The 15728-nt window shown below is 63.5% G+C and carries 20 protein-coding genes and 1 tRNA gene; 8 read left to right on the plus strand and 13 right to left on the minus strand.

Annotation, left to right across the window (positions count from 1 at the left end):
- Positions 1–243: 243 nt before the first annotated feature.
- From VDP82_RS00290 to VDP82_RS00325, 8 genes are all read right to left on the minus strand, one after another.
- Complete coding sequence (locus VDP82_RS00290) at positions 244–1350, minus strand: tyrosine-type recombinase/integrase (protein ID WP_323012829.1); 1107 nt, start codon at positions 1348–1350, stop codon at positions 244–246.
- A 6-nt stretch (positions 1351–1356) separates the two neighbouring features.
- Complete coding sequence (locus VDP82_RS00295; RefSeq protein WP_323012830.1) at positions 1357–1830, minus strand: helix-turn-helix domain-containing protein; 474 nt, start codon at positions 1828–1830, stop codon at positions 1357–1359.
- A gap of 1 nt (position 1831) precedes the next feature.
- Entirely contained in the window at positions 1832–2038 is a 207-nt protein-coding gene (locus VDP82_RS00300) for a helix-turn-helix transcriptional regulator (RefSeq protein WP_323012831.1), read from the minus strand.
- A gap of 92 nt (positions 2039–2130) precedes the next feature.
- Positions 2131–2754, minus strand: a complete 624-nt coding sequence (locus tag VDP82_RS00305; protein ID WP_323012832.1) for a hypothetical protein — start codon at positions 2752–2754, stop codon at positions 2131–2133.
- 45 nt (positions 2755–2799) lie between these two features.
- The gene (locus tag VDP82_RS00310) at positions 2800–4014 is read right to left on the minus strand and encodes a tyrosine-type recombinase/integrase (RefSeq protein ID WP_323012833.1); all 1215 of its coding nucleotides are present in this window, start codon (positions 4012–4014) and stop codon (positions 2800–2802) included.
- 187 nt (positions 4015–4201) lie between these two features.
- Positions 4202–4285: transfer RNA gene (locus tag VDP82_RS00315), tRNA-Leu, on the minus strand.
- Between the two features lie 48 nt (positions 4286–4333).
- Positions 4334–4642: an AzlD domain-containing protein gene (locus VDP82_RS00320; RefSeq protein WP_323012834.1), complete on the minus strand. Its 309-nt coding sequence runs from the start codon at positions 4640–4642 to the stop codon at positions 4334–4336.
- On the minus strand, positions 4632–5354 hold the full coding sequence (locus VDP82_RS00325; RefSeq protein ID WP_323012835.1) for an AzlC family ABC transporter permease: 723 nt from the start codon (positions 5352–5354) through the stop codon (positions 4632–4634). The genes VDP82_RS00320 and VDP82_RS00325 overlap by 11 nt, the downstream gene beginning before the upstream one ends.
- Positions 5355–5678: 324 nt before the next feature.
- On the opposite strand from VDP82_RS00325, the gene VDP82_RS00330 reads away from it, so the two are divergent.
- Positions 5679–7037: an MATE family efflux transporter gene (locus VDP82_RS00330; protein WP_323012836.1), complete on the plus strand. Its 1359-nt coding sequence runs from the start codon at positions 5679–5681 to the stop codon at positions 7035–7037.
- Positions 7038–7073: 36 nt separating this feature from the next.
- On the opposite strand, the gene VDP82_RS00335 is transcribed toward VDP82_RS00330, so the two are convergent.
- Positions 7074–7490, minus strand: coding sequence for a helix-turn-helix domain-containing protein (locus VDP82_RS00335; RefSeq protein ID WP_323012837.1), 417 nt, complete (start codon positions 7488–7490; stop codon positions 7074–7076).
- Between the two features lie 165 nt (positions 7491–7655).
- Here VDP82_RS00335 and VDP82_RS00340 point away from each other — a divergent pair, with 165 nt between their 5' ends.
- From VDP82_RS00340 to VDP82_RS00350, 3 genes are all read left to right on the plus strand, one after another.
- Positions 7656–8804 carry a D-alanyl-D-alanine carboxypeptidase family protein gene (locus VDP82_RS00340; protein WP_323012838.1) on the plus strand — a complete coding sequence of 383 codons (1149 nt, stop codon included), beginning with the start codon at positions 7656–7658 and terminating at the stop codon, positions 8802–8804.
- A gap of 109 nt (positions 8805–8913) precedes the next feature.
- On the plus strand, positions 8914–9579 hold the full coding sequence (locus VDP82_RS00345; protein WP_323012839.1) for an outer membrane protein: 666 nt from the start codon (positions 8914–8916) through the stop codon (positions 9577–9579).
- Between the two features lie 161 nt (positions 9580–9740).
- The gene (locus tag VDP82_RS00350; RefSeq protein WP_323012840.1) at positions 9741–10256 is read left to right on the plus strand and encodes a disulfide bond formation protein B; all 516 of its coding nucleotides are present in this window, start codon (positions 9741–9743) and stop codon (positions 10254–10256) included.
- 5 nt (positions 10257–10261) lie between these two features.
- Here VDP82_RS00350 and VDP82_RS00355 read toward each other — a convergent pair whose 3' ends face one another.
- The 3 genes from VDP82_RS00355 to VDP82_RS00365 all read right to left on the minus strand — a co-directional run bounded on the left by VDP82_RS00355 (position 10262) and on the right by VDP82_RS00365 (position 12259).
- The gene (locus VDP82_RS00355) at positions 10262–10819 is read right to left on the minus strand and encodes an HNH endonuclease (protein ID WP_323012841.1); all 558 of its coding nucleotides are present in this window, start codon (positions 10817–10819) and stop codon (positions 10262–10264) included.
- An 85-nt stretch (positions 10820–10904) separates the two neighbouring features.
- The gene (locus tag VDP82_RS00360; RefSeq protein ID WP_323012842.1) at positions 10905–11570 is read right to left on the minus strand and encodes an alpha/beta hydrolase; all 666 of its coding nucleotides are present in this window, start codon (positions 11568–11570) and stop codon (positions 10905–10907) included.
- Complete coding sequence (locus VDP82_RS00365) at positions 11567–12259, minus strand: DNA-3-methyladenine glycosylase 2 family protein (protein ID WP_323012843.1); 693 nt, start codon at positions 12257–12259, stop codon at positions 11567–11569. The genes VDP82_RS00360 and VDP82_RS00365 overlap by 4 nt, the downstream gene beginning before the upstream one ends.
- Between VDP82_RS00365 and gluQRS the strand changes: the two genes are divergently transcribed.
- On the plus strand, positions 12258–13097 hold the full coding sequence (gluQRS, locus tag VDP82_RS00370) for a tRNA glutamyl-Q(34) synthetase GluQRS (RefSeq protein ID WP_323012844.1): 840 nt from the start codon (positions 12258–12260) through the stop codon (positions 13095–13097). The two genes, VDP82_RS00365 and gluQRS, sit on opposite strands and share 2 nt — an antisense overlap.
- Here gluQRS and VDP82_RS00375 read toward each other — a convergent pair.
- Positions 13094–14014, minus strand: a complete 921-nt coding sequence (locus VDP82_RS00375; RefSeq protein WP_323012845.1) for an NAD-dependent epimerase/dehydratase family protein — start codon at positions 14012–14014, stop codon at positions 13094–13096. The genes gluQRS and VDP82_RS00375 overlap by 4 nt on opposite strands.
- An 88-nt stretch (positions 14015–14102) precedes the next feature.
- Here VDP82_RS00375 and VDP82_RS00380 point away from each other — a divergent pair, with 88 nt between their 5' ends.
- The 3 genes from VDP82_RS00380 to VDP82_RS00390 form a co-directional block, all read left to right on the plus strand.
- Complete coding sequence (locus VDP82_RS00380) at positions 14103–15008, plus strand: LysR family transcriptional regulator (RefSeq protein ID WP_323012846.1); 906 nt, start codon at positions 14103–14105, stop codon at positions 15006–15008.
- A 6-nt stretch (positions 15009–15014) separates the two neighbouring features.
- A complete protein-coding gene (locus VDP82_RS00385; protein ID WP_323012847.1) occupies positions 15015–15212 on the plus strand; it encodes a twin transmembrane helix small protein in 198 nt (65 codons plus the stop codon).
- A 2-nt stretch (positions 15213–15214) separates the two neighbouring features.
- On the plus strand, positions 15215–15728 hold a 514-nt coding region (locus VDP82_RS00390; protein ID WP_323012848.1), incomplete at its 3' end, for a cob(I)yrinic acid a,c-diamide adenosyltransferase.

The raw sequence follows: 15728 nt of genomic DNA on the forward strand, positions 1-15728 counted from the left end.
AACCGAAGGAAATCAGCGATGTGAGCGACACCACTCGCACACAGTGAACCGGCGCGGGGCTGGTTTGCAAACGAATTGACCGATAGCGAAAGGGCGTTACTGGAGCCCTTCCTGTGGTCCAAGCATCCTGTGCTGACTGCGCAACCGGGTGGCCGCTGCGATGGGTCGTCGAGGCGATCCTGTGTTCCTGCGTGGCGGTTTGGTAAAACAGCTTGCAACAAGGAAAAGCCATACCGCCTGCGTTCAGGTAACCTTTCTAGTCAGACGGGCCACTACTTTAGCGATTGTTTCGTCGTCGAGGTCGTCGGGATTGGAAGATGCCAGCGAGTCCCGCCGGGCGCGAAGCTGGTCGAAGATTTGTGCCTGACGATGGCCGGACACCGCGCCGTAGCTGGTAAAGGTAGTCAGCACATGCTCGTGGCCGAGATTCTGGCTCCACGCCTTGAAGTCTTCTGGCGTGTCGCACAGGCGCTCGCCCAGCATGACCAGCGTGTTGCGGATACTGTGCGGATTGACATAGGGCAAGCCGGCACGTGCAAAGGCCGCCTTGAAAATTCGCCGGATTGCCGCCGCGTCCTTCCAATGCGTTCGCGCCAGCCCAACGGCCTCGAAACCGTTGTCGCCCAGCGCCACCGCCGTTGCCGGGAAAAGCGGATCGTCCGGGCCGAAGCCGCGTTCTTTGAGAAGCGCGCACCAATCCACGACAATTTGCTCAATATCATCGCCCACCGGGAAAAACCATGTCGTAAAGGTCTTGCGGTTCTTGGTGCGCACATCGCGCGCGTCCTGAAACACAGTATGGCGGTCGAGATCGACATGCTTGAGCGAAAGTGAAGCAATGGCGTTGTCGCGTGCGCCGGAAAGCAGTGCAAAGGCAATCAGCGCCCTATCGCGTTTCTCGATGTCGGTGCCGTCCGGCAAGGCGGCCAGCACCTTGCGAATATCTTCCACGCTGGCAACCGGCTTTTCGCGCACGGCCTTGGCAATGCGTTCGTCATTGGCCGACGGGCGGAAATACTCTGCGTCGGAATAGGTGAGTTTCGAGCGAAAGCCCGGCTGGCCGGCCAGCCACTCGAAAAAGCCTTTCAGCGCCATCAGCCGCGACGAAACCGTCGCTTTGGAAAGCGGCCTGCCGGTTTTGGGGTTGGTCCGCCCGCCAAGCTCGCGCTTGTATTTCTGCGCCAGTTCGATGCGGAACTTTCTGAAATCGCGCCAGCCAGTCACGGCCTCGAAATCGGCGATGGCGGCGACCGTCTGGTCGATGCTGGCTTCGGAAAGCTGCCTTGCGTGTTTCAGGTATTCGACATAGCGCCGCTTGGTGCGCTCATTTTCGGGGTGGTGTTTGCGCATGGATGTTCAGTCCTTCTTAAAGTGCTCATTCGTGGAGAGGTGCCCGCTATCGTTTAGACGTGGCTGGCGCTCCACGATTGTCACGTCGAGAATTGCGCGGATTGCTTCCAACTGTTTAAAGGAGGTGCGCCGATGCATGAGGCTGCCGCATTCCGGGCACAATGCGCTCAAATTGCCGGAATGGGCATTGATGGCGATGAATTCGGCCATGTTGCCGGCAGGCCGGCGCGCCTCGCGACATTTGACACAATAGCAGGTGCCGGGCGGGCAGGTGCGTTTCGGCTGCGCGCGGCCCGCCATAAAGGCGGCTAGGTCGTCGCCCAGGATCAGGTACGGCTTACGGTCGCGGATCGCCGGCAGGCCCTTGGTAAGCCAGCGACTCACCGTAGCTCTGGCCGCGCCAATGGCGCGCGCAGCCTCGTCTATCGTGTAGCTGTGATGGCGCTTGATCCTGCGCCGATCGAACCGGTGGCCGGCCATGCTAGGCCGCTCCATTTTCGATCAGCGCACGAATGTCCTCGACACGCCATGCGGTGATGCGCGGCCCAAGTTTGACCGGCCTCGGGAAGCGCCCGTCCTTGATGCCGGCCCACCAGGTCGATTTCGATACCGGGATCGGCCCGGCGGGTGCGAGGATGGAAGAAAGCCGGATAAAGCCGGTTGCGGGAAGTTCTGGTTGATTCGACATGGTGCCGCCTCGTACTGTTGCGTATGAGGCGGTTCTAGGAAGGACGCTTCAGTCGGTGGCCGAGTTCGGTTTCGGCCTAACCGAATTCGGTTTCAACGTTTTTGCTCGGCCTCATCGCCGGGCAGCAGTTCCTTCGCTTCGGCGAGATATTTGCGCACCGTGTCCTCATCGAGCGAGACGCCGTGCAGTTCAAGGTCGCTGGCAATATCCTTCGCCGTCGGGCTTCGGCTAACCTTCGGATCGTAACCGTAGCCTCCGATTGCCATTCCGATAATCAATTTGAGCAAGCTTTCGCGTACACGCGCATGTATTTCTTTGGGCGCTGGCGGTTGTTTGATTGTACCGTTTTTCAAAACGTCAAGTTCGGCACGGAGCGATTCTGCCTCGGCCTTCCAATCCACCAGCTTATGACCATGGCGCAAAACGGATTCTTCGAGATAATCCGGATAAGCGATCCCCATGCGCTTCGCCCAGACGAGAATGCCACCCGGTCCTAGTTTCAAATCAATTTGTTGAGCCGTTAACGCCCGCGACAGAAGTTCCCGAAGGTCTTTCCAACGTTGCCACAAAGCAGGATCAAGTTGCACTTCCAGTCGATGACGCGAAGCAATCAGAACGGGATTCACGCCAAGCAGTAGTGCGGCTGCCTCATCCAGATGCCAGAACGCTGCCTTGCTCCAGTAGTCAAAAAGTTCCTTTTGCGATATTTGATGCAAGGTTCCCCCATGCTACCCACCGCCATAGCGCGAAGATAGCACCGTCTAGCCACCATGAGGCAAGATCGCAATCGTGCTGTCGCGCAATCGGGCAATTTCACCAGCCCACCATTCCGCCATCTTGACGCGCTCGTCCCAATAGGCGGCCCGATGATAGGCGCGACGCACCTCGTCCGCGCCGACATGTGCCAGCTCGGCCTCGATGGCATCGGCCTGCCATTTGCCACTTTCGTTCAGCAAGGTCGAGGCGGTGGCGCGAAAGCCGTGCGCGCTGGCTTCGGTGCTGGAAAAGCCCATGCGACGCAACGCCGAATTCAGCGTATTCTCGCTCATCGGCCGCAATGTCGATTGCACGGAAGGAAACAACAACCGGCCTTGCCCTGTCAGCTTGTGCAGGTCGCAAAGGATGGTGATAGCCGCCGCCGGTAGCGGCTTCTTGTGCTCGCGCCGCATTTTCATGCGCTTTGCCGGAATCGTCCAGACGCCGCCGTCGAGATCAAATTCTCCCCACTCTGCTTGCCGCAATTCACCGGGTCGCGGGTAAAGCAGCGCGATGAGTTGCAGCGCTGCCCGCGTCTCCGCCGTTCCCGCATAGGCCCAGACGGCACGCAACAAGCCCCCAAATGCCTTCTTGTCCACCAAGGCGGCGCGATGGGTAACAACTGGGGATGTCAAGGCGCCGCGCAAGGCGAACGTCGGATCATTCTCGGCCCTGGCGGTGGCAATTGCATAGCGAAACACTTGTCCAATGGCTGCGCGTAGCCGGCGCGCGGTTTCGTAGTTGCCCTGAGCTTCCACCTTGCGAAGCGGCACCAGTATCTCGGCGGCGCTGATTTCGGCCAACGGCCGGCCAGTGAGATCGGCCTTTGCCATGCCCAGCAGCCACCGTTTCTTGACCAGCGTGGCCTCGGCCTTTCCTTCTCTTTCAACCTTAGCCAGAAATTCGTCGGCGATGGCCTCAAAGGTGTTGGCATTGGTCGCAAGGCGCTGGGCCTTGTCCTGTTTCGCCTGTTGTCCGGGATCAATACCGGCGGCTAGGAGTTTCTTCGCCGTTTCACGCTTCTGGCGCGCATCGCTGAGAGAGACCACCGGGTAAGCGCCAAATGCCAGTGACTTCTGCTTGCCACCGAAACGGTAGGACCAACGCCACAGCTTGCTACCCTTCGGCGTAATAAGAAGGTGAAGCCCACCGCCATCGCTGCGCTTTGTTGGTATCTCGGCAGGCCGAAAAGCCTTTATCTGCGTGTCGGTTAGCGGCATTTGTTGGTATCCGGCGCTTGCGACTATGCTGGTGCATCAAGGAAATACCAACAAAGATACCAACAAAATCGCTGGATGCCAACAAACCGTCTCGGACATCCTTGGCCACGCACGCTACATAAGTCCCTGAAATCCAGCTATTTCGCCGAATTCCTTGGACTTAACCGGACACTACTGAAAGAGAGTTTGGTGCCCCCCGCCGGACTCGAACCGGCACGCCTCGCGGCGGAGGATTTTGAGTCCTCTGCGTCTACCATTCCGCCAGAGGGGCACGGGCAAGGTCTCTAGCCCAGCTCGCCTTGCGCCGCAACTGCCGCGTTCATCCCACCAGCCACAGCCGGGCAAAATAGACGACGACAACGCCCATGCCCATGGCCAGCAGCAGGTTGCGGCTCAGGATGAACACCAGCGCAGTGGCGGCGGCGGCGATGGCCTCGGCGGCGCTGCCGGTCATCAGCGCCGGTGCAACCAGCGCCGCCAGCACCGCCCCGGGAATATGGCGCAGCCAGTTCGCGGCAAAGCCATGCTCGGGCAGGCGGTTGGCCAGCAGCAGCCCGCCGGCCTTGACCACGAACGTCACCAGCGCCATGCCCAGAATGGCGATCAGGGCCTCGGGACTAATCTGCATGGCGCAGCCTTTCCGCCAGCGCTCCGGCCAGGCTCCCGACAATGCCGCCGATAAGAATATACCAGCTTCCCTCCACCAGCCGCGCGGACACGATCGCGGTCAGCGCCGCCACCAGCCAGGGCACGATATCGCCCTTGCCCTTCCACATGCCCAGCAGCAAGGCCAGGAAGGTGGCGGTGAAGGCGAAATCCAGCCCATAGCGCGATGGATCGTCGATGGCCGAGCCTAGTGCATGGCCGACAAGGCTCGTCGCCAGCCAGCTCGAATAGGTCAGCAGCCCGCCCCCGAGCAGGAAGGCTGCGCTGGCCTTGCCCTTGGCCATGGCCGAAACGGTGATCGCCCAGGTCTCGTCGGTGACGAAGAACATGGCCATGACGCCCCTCCCCTGCGTCTCGGGCCGGAACAGCGGCCGCAGCGTGGCGGTGAGCAGCAGATAGCGCAGATTGACGATGAGCGCGGCCAGAACCAGCGGCCCGATGGGCAGGCTCGCCGGCACCGGCGTCCACAGGTCGAGCGCCACGAACTGCGCCGAGCCGGCAAAGACCAGGCCGCTCATCAGCAGCACTTCCAGCGTACTGAGGCCGGCGCCCCGCGCCAGCACGCCCCAGACCAGCCCATAGGCGGCCACCGAGATCACCACCGGGATGCAGGCGCGCGCGCCCGCGAGGAGGGCGTCGGCAAAGCGGGGGGAAGCGGGAGCGGAAACAGTCATGGCCGATGCTTAGCCCGGCTGGGCCCCGCTTGCATCCACCAAAAGCCATCGCGCCATGACAAATGCTGATCCGTCCCATTCGCAAAACTGATCGCACTCGCAGGCGGCGCGGAGACCCGGCCCGAAACTGCGCCGGGGCCGATTGACGCACCCTTTCTCGGCGGGTAGAAGGGCCGGCCCTTTCGAGAGCTGCTTGCGCCCGTCCAGCCTGCGCCCCATCTTTTCCGGGAAGCGTGAATCGGTCCCCGCAATGGCCTTTATTCCGCGCCGCCGCGTCTTTCTCCGGCGGCGCGTTTCAATGTCGAGATTTTTCGGAGCGTTCAGATGAACTCCCAGACCGGCCCGCTCTGGCGGCGTTTCGTCGTCTTTCTCGTGCCGCTCATGGCGTCGAACATCCTTCAGGCGCTGTCGGGCACGATCAATTCCATCTATGTGGGCCAGATGATCGGCGTCGAGGCCCTGGCGGCCATCGCCACCTTCTTTCCCATCATGTTCTTCCTGATGAGCTTCATCATCGGGCTTTCGGCCGGCTCGACCATTCTCATCGGCCAGGCCTGGGGCGCACGCAATATCGACAAGGTCAAGCAGGTGACCGGCACCACCCTTGCCGCCACCATCACGCTGGGGCTCGTCGTCGCCCTCTTGGGGGGCCTGTTTACCGAGCAGATCATGACCGTACTCGGCGCGCCGGAGAATATCCTCCCGGTTTCCGTGGGCTATGCGCGCATCGTGCTGGTCGGCATGCCGGGCTTTTTCATCTTCCTCGTCGTCACCTCCGTGCTGCGCGGGGTGGGCGACACGGTGACGCCCCTGTTCTCGCTCATCCTGTCGATGAGCGTGGGCGCCCTGCTCACCCCGGCGCTGATCCTGGGCTGGTTCGGCCTGCCGCAACTGGGCGTCAACGCCGCCGCCTGGGCCATGATCGCGGGCTTCCTCAGCGTGCTCGTCTTCCTCTTCTTCTATATGCGCATCCGCAACATGCCGCTGGCGCCGGACCATGTGCTGCTCCGGGCCATGATACGGCCCGATTTCCGCCTGCTCGGGCTCATCCTCAAGCTTGGCGTTCCGGCCGGCCTGCAAATGGTCATCTCCTCCATTGCCGGCATCGTCGTCATCGGCCTGGTCAACCGCTTCGGCTCGGACGCTACCGCCGCCTATGGCGCCCTGGGGCAGGTGATGAGCTATGTGCAGTTCCCGGCCATGTCGATCGGCATCGCCGCCTCCATCTTCGGGGCCCAGGCCATCGGCGCCCGGCAGATGAACCAGCTCAACGCCATCACCCGTACCGCGCTGCTGCTTAACCTGCTCATCACCGGCGGGTTGGTGCTCCTGGCCTATCTGTTCAGCCAGCATCTCGTGGCGCTGTTCATCACCGATCCCAAGGTGATCGAGCTGACCGAATCCCTGCTCCATGTGGTGCTGTGGAGCATCGTGCTCTTCGGTTGGGGCGTGGTGTTCTCGGGCATCATGCGCGCCAGCGGCACCGTCTATGCGCCGATGATCCTGTCGCTGGCCTGCATTCTCTTCATCGAATTGCCGGGGGCCATCTGGCTCAGCCAGACCGAGCTGGGCCTGCGCGGCATCTGGGCGGCCTACGCCGCCAGCTTCTCCATGATGCTGGTGCTCCAGGCCGCCTGGTATCACTTCGTCTGGAAGAAAAAGAAGATCGAGGCGTTGATCTGACGCCAATGGCGGGGCGCTGCGGCGCCCCGTTCCGTTTCAGCCTCGGGCATAGGCGACGCGGCGGGGCGCGGCCTCCGTCAGCGCGGTTTCGCGCGCGTCATAGACCGCCCGCGCCTCGATGATTGCGGCGTGATGCTCGGCCGACCAGTTCCACAGCGCATCCATAGGCCCCTGCAGGGTCTTGCCCATTTCGGTGAGGCTGTATTCCACCCGCGGCGGCACTTCGGGATAGATGGTGCGCGTCACCAGCCCGTCACGCTCCAGATTGCGCAGGGTCAGCGTCAGCATGCGCTGGGAAACGCCATTGATGAGCCGCTTGAGCTCGTTGAAGCGCAGCGTGCCATTGCGCGACAGCATGCCCACCACCATCACGCTCCATTTGTCGCCAATGCGGTTGAGCACGTCGCTCATGGCGTGGCAATTGGCCGATTTGGAGGTATCGTGCAGCGACATGGCAGGGATCTTTCATCAGGAACCAAGGCACAAACAATAGCACAGGTTCTCTTTGGTGACCAGCCGGCGGCTTCAAAACCCCGTCAGCGCAGCGGCGCCGAGATTGAGATCGCCGCCCGGCGCTGCTAAGAGGATGCGCCTCCCAAAAACCGGAATGCTTGCCTCGTGCCGTTTGCCCGCCGCCTCCTGTCCGTTCTCGCCCTCGTTCTTCTGAGCCTCGCGCCGGCCCGCGCCACGCCCATGCTGCTGGTCGACATGGACAATCTCGACGTGCTCTATGCGCAGGAGGCCGGCCAGCCCTGGCACCCCGCCTCGCTCACCAAGATGATGACGGCCTATGTGGCCTTCGAGCAGATTGCCGCCGGAGCGGTGAGCCTGGACACGCCCGTGGTCATTTCCAAGCACGCCTTCAGCCAGGCCCCCTCCAAGTCTGGCCTCGCCCAGGGCAGCGCCCTGTCGCTGGAGGACGCGCTTTATGTCATGCTGGTCAAATCCGCCAATGACATCGCCACCGCCATCGCCGAAACCGTGGGCGGGAACGAGGCCAGCTTCGTCGCGCTGATGAACGATGCCGCCACGCGCATGGGCCTGACCGCCACCCATTACGTCAACGCCAACGGCCTGCACGATGCTGGCCAGGTCACCTCCGCCCGCGACCAGGCCATCCTCGGCCTCTATATCCGGCAGAATTTTCCTCAATATCTGCCGATATTCGGCACCAGCACCGTGGTGCTCAACGGCAAGAAGCTGGATTCGGAAAACAAGCTTCTCACCAGCTTTGCCGGCACCACCGGCATGAAGACCGGCTTCGTCTGCGCGTCCGGGCTTAACCTGGTCGCCACGGTGGAGCGCCAGGGCCGCCATCTGATGGCTGTGATCCTGGGCGGCTCTTCGGCGCGCGAGCGCAATGAGCGCACCGCCGAGCTGGTGCTGCGTGGCCTCTCCAACACCGTCGCACCCGCCGGCCAGACCGTGCTGAGCCTGGCCAACAATCCCGGCGCCGCCCCCGTCGACATGCGGTCGCTCATCTGCGGCAAGGAGGCCAAGACCTACGCCGCCGCACAGGAAGCGGCGTTCCCCATGGGCATGAAAGGCCAGCCCAGCTATCTCAACGATACCATCGCGGTCGCCTCGCGCGTGGTTACCGATCTGGGACGCATCGCCGTCGGCGTCAGCCTGCCCCGGCCCCGCCCGTCCCACGCTCCCATCTATGCCCAAGGCACCGATATCACCACGTCCGGCGAGCTGCGGCCGGGCCTCGCCACGCCCCCCATATCGGCCATCCCCTATCCACGTCCACGCCCGAATTTCTGAGCGGAAACCGCCGATTCTTTCGCCGCGTTAACCTTGTTCCTTACCGGACCGTTAAGGGCTTGCGGTGCATTTTGCCGAAAATCTTAACTCTCTGCAGATGAGGACACTCATGAAGCGCCTTGGCATCATGCTTTCCGCGATCCTGATGGCTTCAAGCGCCGCCCAGGCGGCCGACCTGAACTGGAACAGCGGCACCTCCACAATCTACACGCCCACCCCCGCGACCGGCTGGGGCGGCTTTTATGCCGGCGTCAATGGCGGCTTCGGCTGGGGCACCGCGACCAGCCAGCCCATCGGCGGCGGCGCGCGCACCGACCACAACACCAATGGCGGCACCGTCGGCGCCACCGCCGGCTACAACATGGACATGGGCGGCTTCGTGCTCGGCGGCGAAGCCGACCTGCAATGGGCCAATATAGGCTATAGCGAGGACGTTGGCGCCAGCACCTTCAAGTCCAGCATCGATTTCTTCAGCACCATTCGCGGCCGTGCCGGCGCCAGCTTCGGCCAGGTCATGCCTTATGTGACCGCCGGTGCCGCCATCGGTCGCGGCACCTCCAGCGAGACCCTCGCCGGCGTCACCCGCTCGCAGTCCTCCACCCATGTCGGCTGGACCGTCGGTCTGGGCCTGGAAGCCCAGGCGACGCAGAATATCTCGCTCAAGGCGGAATATCTTTATGTCGACATGGGCACCCAGCCCTATAACGGCATCCGCGGCATGGACGAAGGCCACCGCTTCAGCGTCATCCGCGCCGGCATCAACTATAAGTTCTAGCCTGCCCGAAGGCGCCAATCCAAAGCCCGCCCGGCTCCGACCCGGCGGGCTTTTGGCTCTTGTGGGGAGGTCGCGCCCGTTCACGACCCCGTTTTCCTCTGGCAATCGCACCCGCGTCGCTCTATCCAGCCTCTAACCGCAGCGTCACTCCGGGCCTATCCATGACCGCAAAGACCTCTCTTTCCCTGCCGCGCGACAAGATGGCGGCTTTCCTCGCGTTCATCATCGGCCTTGTCGCCATTCTGGGAGCTTTGGGCTCGCAGGTCTTTGGCGGGCTGGTGCCCTGCGAATTGTGCCTCGAACAGCGCCTGGCCTATTATATCGGCCTGCCGCTGCTGGCGCTGGTCCTGCTGGCCTGGAACCGCCTGCCGCTTCCCCTTTGGTATGCCGGCATGGCCATCGTCACCGCCATTTTCGTCTGGAGCACCTATATGGGGGTGTTCCACGCCGGGGTCGAATGGGGGTTCTGGCCCGGCCCGACGGCCTGCACCGGCATTGGCGAAAGCATCGATTTCAGCGCGCTGAGCACCATGCAGCCGGTCATCGGCTGCGATGTCGTCCAGTTCCGGTTCCTCGGCATTTCCCTTGCGGGCTACAATGCCCTGGCCTCGCTCGCGGTGGTCGTGCTGCTCCTCGTTTCCATCGCCGCCCAGCGGGGCTACAACAGGGCGCGCTGAAGGCACTAAGGCTCGAGTTCGATGTCCCAATAGAGATAGTCGAGCCAGCTCTTGTGCAGATGGTTGGGCGGAAAGGCCCGGCCATTATTGTGCAAATCATGGACGCTGGGCTCGTAGGGGGCCTGATGCGGGAACATCCTGATTTCGCTGGTCAGGCGGTTGGCTTTTCTCAGATTGCAGGGCGCGCAGGCGGTCACCACATTCTCCCATGTCGTCTGCCCGCCCTTGGAGCGGGGCAGCACATGGTCGAAGGTCAGATCCTCGCGCGACCCGCAATATTGGCACTGGAAGCGGTCGCGCAGGAAGACGTTGAAGCGCGTGAAGGCCGGATGGCGCGCCGGCTTCACATAATCCTTGAGCGAGACCACGCTGGGCAGCCGCATCTGGAAGCTGGGGGAGCGGATGAGCGTATCATATTGGGAGACGATATTGACGCGTTCCAGGCACACCGCCTTGATCGCATCCTGCCACGACCACAAGGATAGTGGATAATAGCTGAGCGGCCGGAAATCGGCGTTCAGAACCAGCGCGGGACAGGCCTCAGGTGACACATGGATGGTCACGTGAGTCTCCCATGGCGGGAATCGAGTGTGTCCATAACCCCTTTATAATAAGCCCTTTGTGTCAGGGCTGTGAAGCGGAAAGGCGTTATTTCGCCGCGACGCGGGCGATGAAGCGGGTGGCGAAATCCAGCCCCTCGGGACCGATGCCATGGCCCAGCCCGGGGGTCAGTTGCAGCGCCACGTCCAACCCCGCTTCGCGCAGCATTTTTTCCGCCTCGATGCTGTGGCCGACCGCCACCACATCATCGTTTTCGCCATGGACGAGGCACACCGGCGGCCGGGCCAGATCGGCCCCGCCAAAGCCTTCGGGCGGCAGGAACGCGCCCGAAAACCCGATCACCCCCATCAGCCTTTGTTCTGCTGGCAGCGACAGGCCCACATGCAGCGCCATCATCGCCCCCTGGCTGAACCCGGCCAGCAGCGTGCGCTCCGGCGTCAGCCCCGTCTGCGCCCAGAGATCGGCGAGGAATTCCACCAGGATGGGCCGCGCCTCCACCACGCCGGTCTGCCGGCTGGCCAACCGGTCGCCGGCCCAGTCTATGGCAAACCACTGATAGCCCGCGCCCGCCATGCCGGCCGGCTGGGGAGCGTGGGGGGAGACGAACAGCGCCCCCGGCAAAACATCCTGCCAATGCGGCGCCAGCGCGATCAGATCGTTGCCGTCGCTGCCATAGCCATGCAGCAGCACAACTGCGGCGTCGGGCGCGGCTCCCCCGGCGGGCGCCAGCATCGGTCCCGAAAGCTTGCTCACAAAAGGCTTCCTTCCCTGTCGCGCATGACGGCGAAATAGCGCCAGAACAACAGCGCCGCCGCCGAACGGTGCGGCGCCCAGGCGCCGGCAATATCCACCATCTCCCCGATGGCGGGGCGGGCGTCAAGGCCGAGCCCATGATGCACCGCCTTGAGCAGCGCCAGGTCACCGGCCGGAAACACATCGGCGTGTCCGGCACAAAACATCAGATAAACTTCCGCCGTCCACGGCCCGATGCCCTTGTGCGCCACGAGATACTGTACCGCTTTGGCCACCGGCAGGGTTTCGAGATGGGCGAAGTCGAGCCGGCCCTCCAGCACCGCCTCCGCCACCGTTCTGACGGTGCGGAACTTGCCGCCGGAAAAACCGGTGGCGCGGATGCTGGTCTCGTCCAGCGCCAGGAAGCCTTCCGGCTCCAGCGCCCCCTTCAGCGCCTCGAAGCGTCCCCAGATGGCGCCGGCGCTGGCCACGGACAATTGCTGGCCGCAGATCACCTTGGCCATGCCGGCGAAACCGGAGGGATTGAGCCTGGGCGAAACCACCCCGGCCACCGCTCGCACCGGCGCCAGGCGCGGATCGAGCCCTTCCAGCACGTCCAGGTGCCCCGCTATCGCCTCGACGCTGTCGAGGCGCGGTGACGGATGGCTCCCGCTCATATAGAAAGGCCCCGTGTCATTATCTTCGCCCATGCCCCGTCTTCGTTTCGCCCCCAGCCCCAATGGGCACCTGCATATCGGCCACGCCTTTTCGGCACTGTCCACCTGGGACGCCGCGCGGCATCTGGGCGGCACCGTGCTGCTGCGCATCGAAGACACCGACATCGAGCGCTGTAAACCCGAATTTGTCGAGGCCATCTTCGAGGATCTGCATTGGCTGGGCCTTTCCTGGCCCGAGCCGGTCCTGTTCCAGTCCGACCGGTTCGACATCTATGCCGAAGCCGGCAATCGCCTGCGCGCCATGGACCTGCTCTATCCCTGCTTCTGCTCGCGCACACAGATCGCCGCCGCCGCCACACAAGCCGATCCCGACGGCGCCCCGCTCTATCCCGGCACCTGCCGGCATCTTTCGCATGGCGATCGGATCGAAAGATTGCAGCGCGGCGATCCGGTGCAGTTCCGGCTCGACATGGGCGCGGCCCTCGCGCGCACTGGCCTGCTCACCTTCACCCAGATCGGCCCCACCATCGCCGACCGCCCGCAGATCCGCTATGCCCGCCCCGAACGCTGGGGCGATGTGGTGCTGCAACGCAAGGGCACACCCACCAGCTATCACCTCGCCGTGGTGGTGGACGACGCGGCCCAGCAGATCACCCATGTGACGCGGGGCCGCGACATGGAGGCGGCGACCGATATCCATGTCGTGCTGCAAATGCTGCTCGGCCTGCCCAGCCCGCTCTATCATTTCCACCGGCTGATCCTGGACGATGACGGCAGGAAATTCGCCAAGTCGCGCCACTCGGAAAGCCTGGCTGACCTGCGCGCCAAAGGCTGGACGCCGGACGATGTGCGCCGCGCCGTGGGGCTTTAGCCCAAAAGATCGTCCACCGTCGCTTTGACCGCCGTTTCGAATGGCGTGGTGAAGCCGGGGCCGAGCAGCCTATCGCAGCGCGGATCGACCAGTTCCATCTCATTGTTCCAGAGATAACGCATGCGATAAATGTCGCGCATCACCGGGTTCACCAGCCCCGCCACACCCAGCATCCACCAGGGCAGCGGCGCCACCTTGAGCCCCCGCCCCACAGCCTGTGCCATCTGCCGGTTGGAGACGAAATGGCCGGCGAAGTGGAAGCGCTCGAAGGGCGCAAAATCCTCACGTCTTTCCGCCAGCGCGGCGAAGGCCCGCCCCAGATCGGGCAGATAGGCCCAGCTATGGCGCGTCTCCAGCGGCCCCAGATGATAGAACCGGCCCTTGTCTGCATCCATCAACATGGCCGCCTCGAACCACTCGCCCCGCTCGCCCGGCCCGAAAAAATCCCCCGCGCGCAGAATGACGACCTTGAACAGCCCCTGTTCCGCTGCCTCGCGCAGCATGGCTTCGAGCCTTATCCGGATGTCGCCGCGCGGTTTTTCTCCGCTTTGCCGCAGATCGGGCGAAACCGTGCGGTCGCTCGCGCGGTAATTATAGATGGTGCCGGGAAAGAGCAGCGTCTTGCCGCTGCCAGCCATGGCGTCGATCACCACCTGCAACTGTGCCTCGGCCCGGCCATTGCCCCAGCGGTCGTAACGCAGATGCAGCCCATGGACCACCACATCGGCCCCAGCAATCGCCGCCTTGACCACCGTTCCGTCGTTGGCATCGCCGACGATAAACGCCGTTCCCTCCACCGGTCTTTTATTGCTGCGCCCCAGCCCCGTCACCTGCCAGCCCGCATCGCGGAACCCGACCATGGCCGCATGCCCCAGATGCCCGCTGCTGCCCAGAACCGTCACTTTGCCTTTGGTCATCGTGAAACTCCTTGTCTTGCAGGGGCTCACCATCAACGATACACATACGAATGATAATTCTCAAAAATTCGCTATCTAACATTCAAAAATGAATAGAGAACCTGACTGGGCCTTGTGGCGCAGCTTCGCCGCCGTCCTCGCCCAAGGCTCGCTTTCCGCCGCCGCGCGCCAGCTCGGCCTCAGCCAGCCCACCATCGGGCGTCACGTCGAAGCCCTGGAGGCCCAGCTCGGCGTGACGCTCTTCGAGCGTGCGCTCACCGGGCTCAAGCCCACTCCGCTGGCCCTGCGCCTTCACGATCCCGTGCAGGCGGCCCAGGCCGCGCTCAACCAGGCGATCATGGCAGCGGAAGGCGCCCAGCAGGAGGCGACCGGCACGGTGCGCATCACCGCCAGCACCATGATCTCCAATTACGTGCTGCCCGAAATCCTTGCCGCCATCCGCAGGCTCCACCCCCATATCGCGCTCGAGATCGTTCCCTCCGATTCGGCCGAGAACCTGCTCATGCGCGAGGCCGACATCGCCCTGCGCATGTTCCGCCCCACCCAGCTCGAACTGGTGACCCGTCATCTGGGCGACATTCCCCTCGTCCCCGTCGCCCACCGGGACTATCTCGCCCGCCGTGGCCGTCCCGAGACCCTTAAAGACCTTTGGGACCACGACCTTCTGGGGTTCGACCGCTCCGACGCCATCATCGCCCATGCCTCGACACTCGGCCACCGCCTCACCCGCGATCACTTCCCTTTGCGCTCGGACGACCAGCCCCTGCTCTGGGAATTGCTCAAGGCCGGGCTGGGCATCGGCTTCGCGCAGGCCAATCTGGCCCGGCGCACGCCGGGCCTCGTCATCCTGCCCATCGCTCTCGACATCCCGCCCCTGCCGCTCTGGCTCACCACGCACAGGGAATTGTTCACCTCGCACCGGATCCGTGTCATTTATGACGCGTTGGCCCAGGGGCTGCTTGCCTATATCAAAGGCCACACCTCACCTCGGTAGGACATCATGCAGACCGCTCTCAATATCGCCATCGCGCTTGCGCTGCTTTTCGTCGTCATCGTGCTCGGAATGGGCCTTTGGAACATGGTCCGGGGCGGGCCGGGCAGTACCAGCCAGAAACTGATGCGGCTGCGCGTTCTGGGCCAGGCCATTGCCGTCGTGCTGATTCTGGGGGCGCTCTTTCTTTTCGGCCAGGGCCGCTAGGCATGATCAAGCTCAACCGCATCTATACCTGCACCGGCGATGCCGGCACCACCGGCCTGGTGCGCGGCCCGCGCCGCGACAAGTTCGACCTGCGCATCGAAGCCTATGGCACGGTGGAAGAAGCCAACGCCATGATCGGCCAGGCGCGCATCCATACCAGCTCCATGCCAAAGATCGACATGCTGCTGGCCCGCATCCAGAACGACCTCTTCGATGTCGGCTCGGACCTGGCCACCCCCGGCGCCGACGATCCCGATGCCGAGCACCCCACCCTGCGCATCCGGGCCGTGCAGACCGAATTCCTCGAACGGCAGATCGATCATTTCAATGCCGATCTCACTCCCCTGAGAAGCTTCATCCTGCCCGGCGGCACGCCGCTGGCGGCGGCCCTGCATATCGCGCGCACCGTGACCCGCCGCGCCGAGCGCGTCACCGTCGCCCTGACCCGCGCCGAACCCGATACCAGCCCCGAAACCGTGCGCTATCTCAACCGCCTTTCGGACCTGCTCTTCGTGC

Source organism: Devosia sp. (assembly GCF_034675085.1).
Taxonomy (GTDB): domain Bacteria; phylum Pseudomonadota; class Alphaproteobacteria; order Rhizobiales; family Devosiaceae; genus Devosia.

Excerpts from the sequence above, each read along its gene's own strand:
- VDP82_RS00290 (WP_323012829.1), bottom strand. The coding sequence starts at position 1,350 with ATGCGCAAACACCACCCCGAAAATGAGCGCACCAAGCGGCGCTATGTC.
- VDP82_RS00295 (WP_323012830.1), bottom strand. The coding sequence starts at position 1,830 with ATGGCCGGCCACCGGTTCGATCGGCGCAGGATCAAGCGCCATCACAGC.
- VDP82_RS00300 (WP_323012831.1), bottom strand. The coding sequence starts at position 2,038 with ATGTCGAATCAACCAGAACTTCCCGCAACCGGCTTTATCCGGCTTTCT.
- VDP82_RS00310 (WP_323012833.1), bottom strand. The coding sequence starts at position 4,014 with ATGCCGCTAACCGACACGCAGATAAAGGCTTTTCGGCCTGCCGAGATA.
- VDP82_RS00320 (WP_323012834.1), bottom strand. The coding sequence starts at position 4,642 with ATGCAGATTAGTCCCGAGGCCCTGATCGCCATTCTGGGCATGGCGCTG.
- VDP82_RS00325 (WP_323012835.1), bottom strand. The coding sequence starts at position 5,354 with ATGACTGTTTCCGCTCCCGCTTCCCCCCGCTTTGCCGACGCCCTCCTC.
- VDP82_RS00330 (WP_323012836.1), top strand. The coding sequence starts at position 5,679 with ATGAACTCCCAGACCGGCCCGCTCTGGCGGCGTTTCGTCGTCTTTCTC.
- VDP82_RS00335 (WP_323012837.1), bottom strand. The coding sequence starts at position 7,490 with ATGTCGCTGCACGATACCTCCAAATCGGCCAATTGCCACGCCATGAGC.
- VDP82_RS00345 (WP_323012839.1), top strand. The coding sequence starts at position 8,914 with ATGAAGCGCCTTGGCATCATGCTTTCCGCGATCCTGATGGCTTCAAGC.
- VDP82_RS00350 (WP_323012840.1), top strand. The coding sequence starts at position 9,741 with ATGACCGCAAAGACCTCTCTTTCCCTGCCGCGCGACAAGATGGCGGCT.
- gluQRS (WP_323012844.1), top strand. The coding sequence starts at position 12,258 with ATGCCCCGTCTTCGTTTCGCCCCCAGCCCCAATGGGCACCTGCATATC.
- VDP82_RS00365 (WP_323012843.1), bottom strand. The coding sequence starts at position 12,259 with ATGGGCGAAGATAATGACACGGGGCCTTTCTATATGAGCGGGAGCCAT.
- VDP82_RS00375 (WP_323012845.1), bottom strand. The coding sequence starts at position 14,014 with ATGACCAAAGGCAAAGTGACGGTTCTGGGCAGCAGCGGGCATCTGGGG.
- VDP82_RS00380 (WP_323012846.1), top strand. The coding sequence starts at position 14,103 with ATGAATAGAGAACCTGACTGGGCCTTGTGGCGCAGCTTCGCCGCCGTC.
- VDP82_RS00385 (WP_323012847.1), top strand. The coding sequence starts at position 15,015 with ATGCAGACCGCTCTCAATATCGCCATCGCGCTTGCGCTGCTTTTCGTC.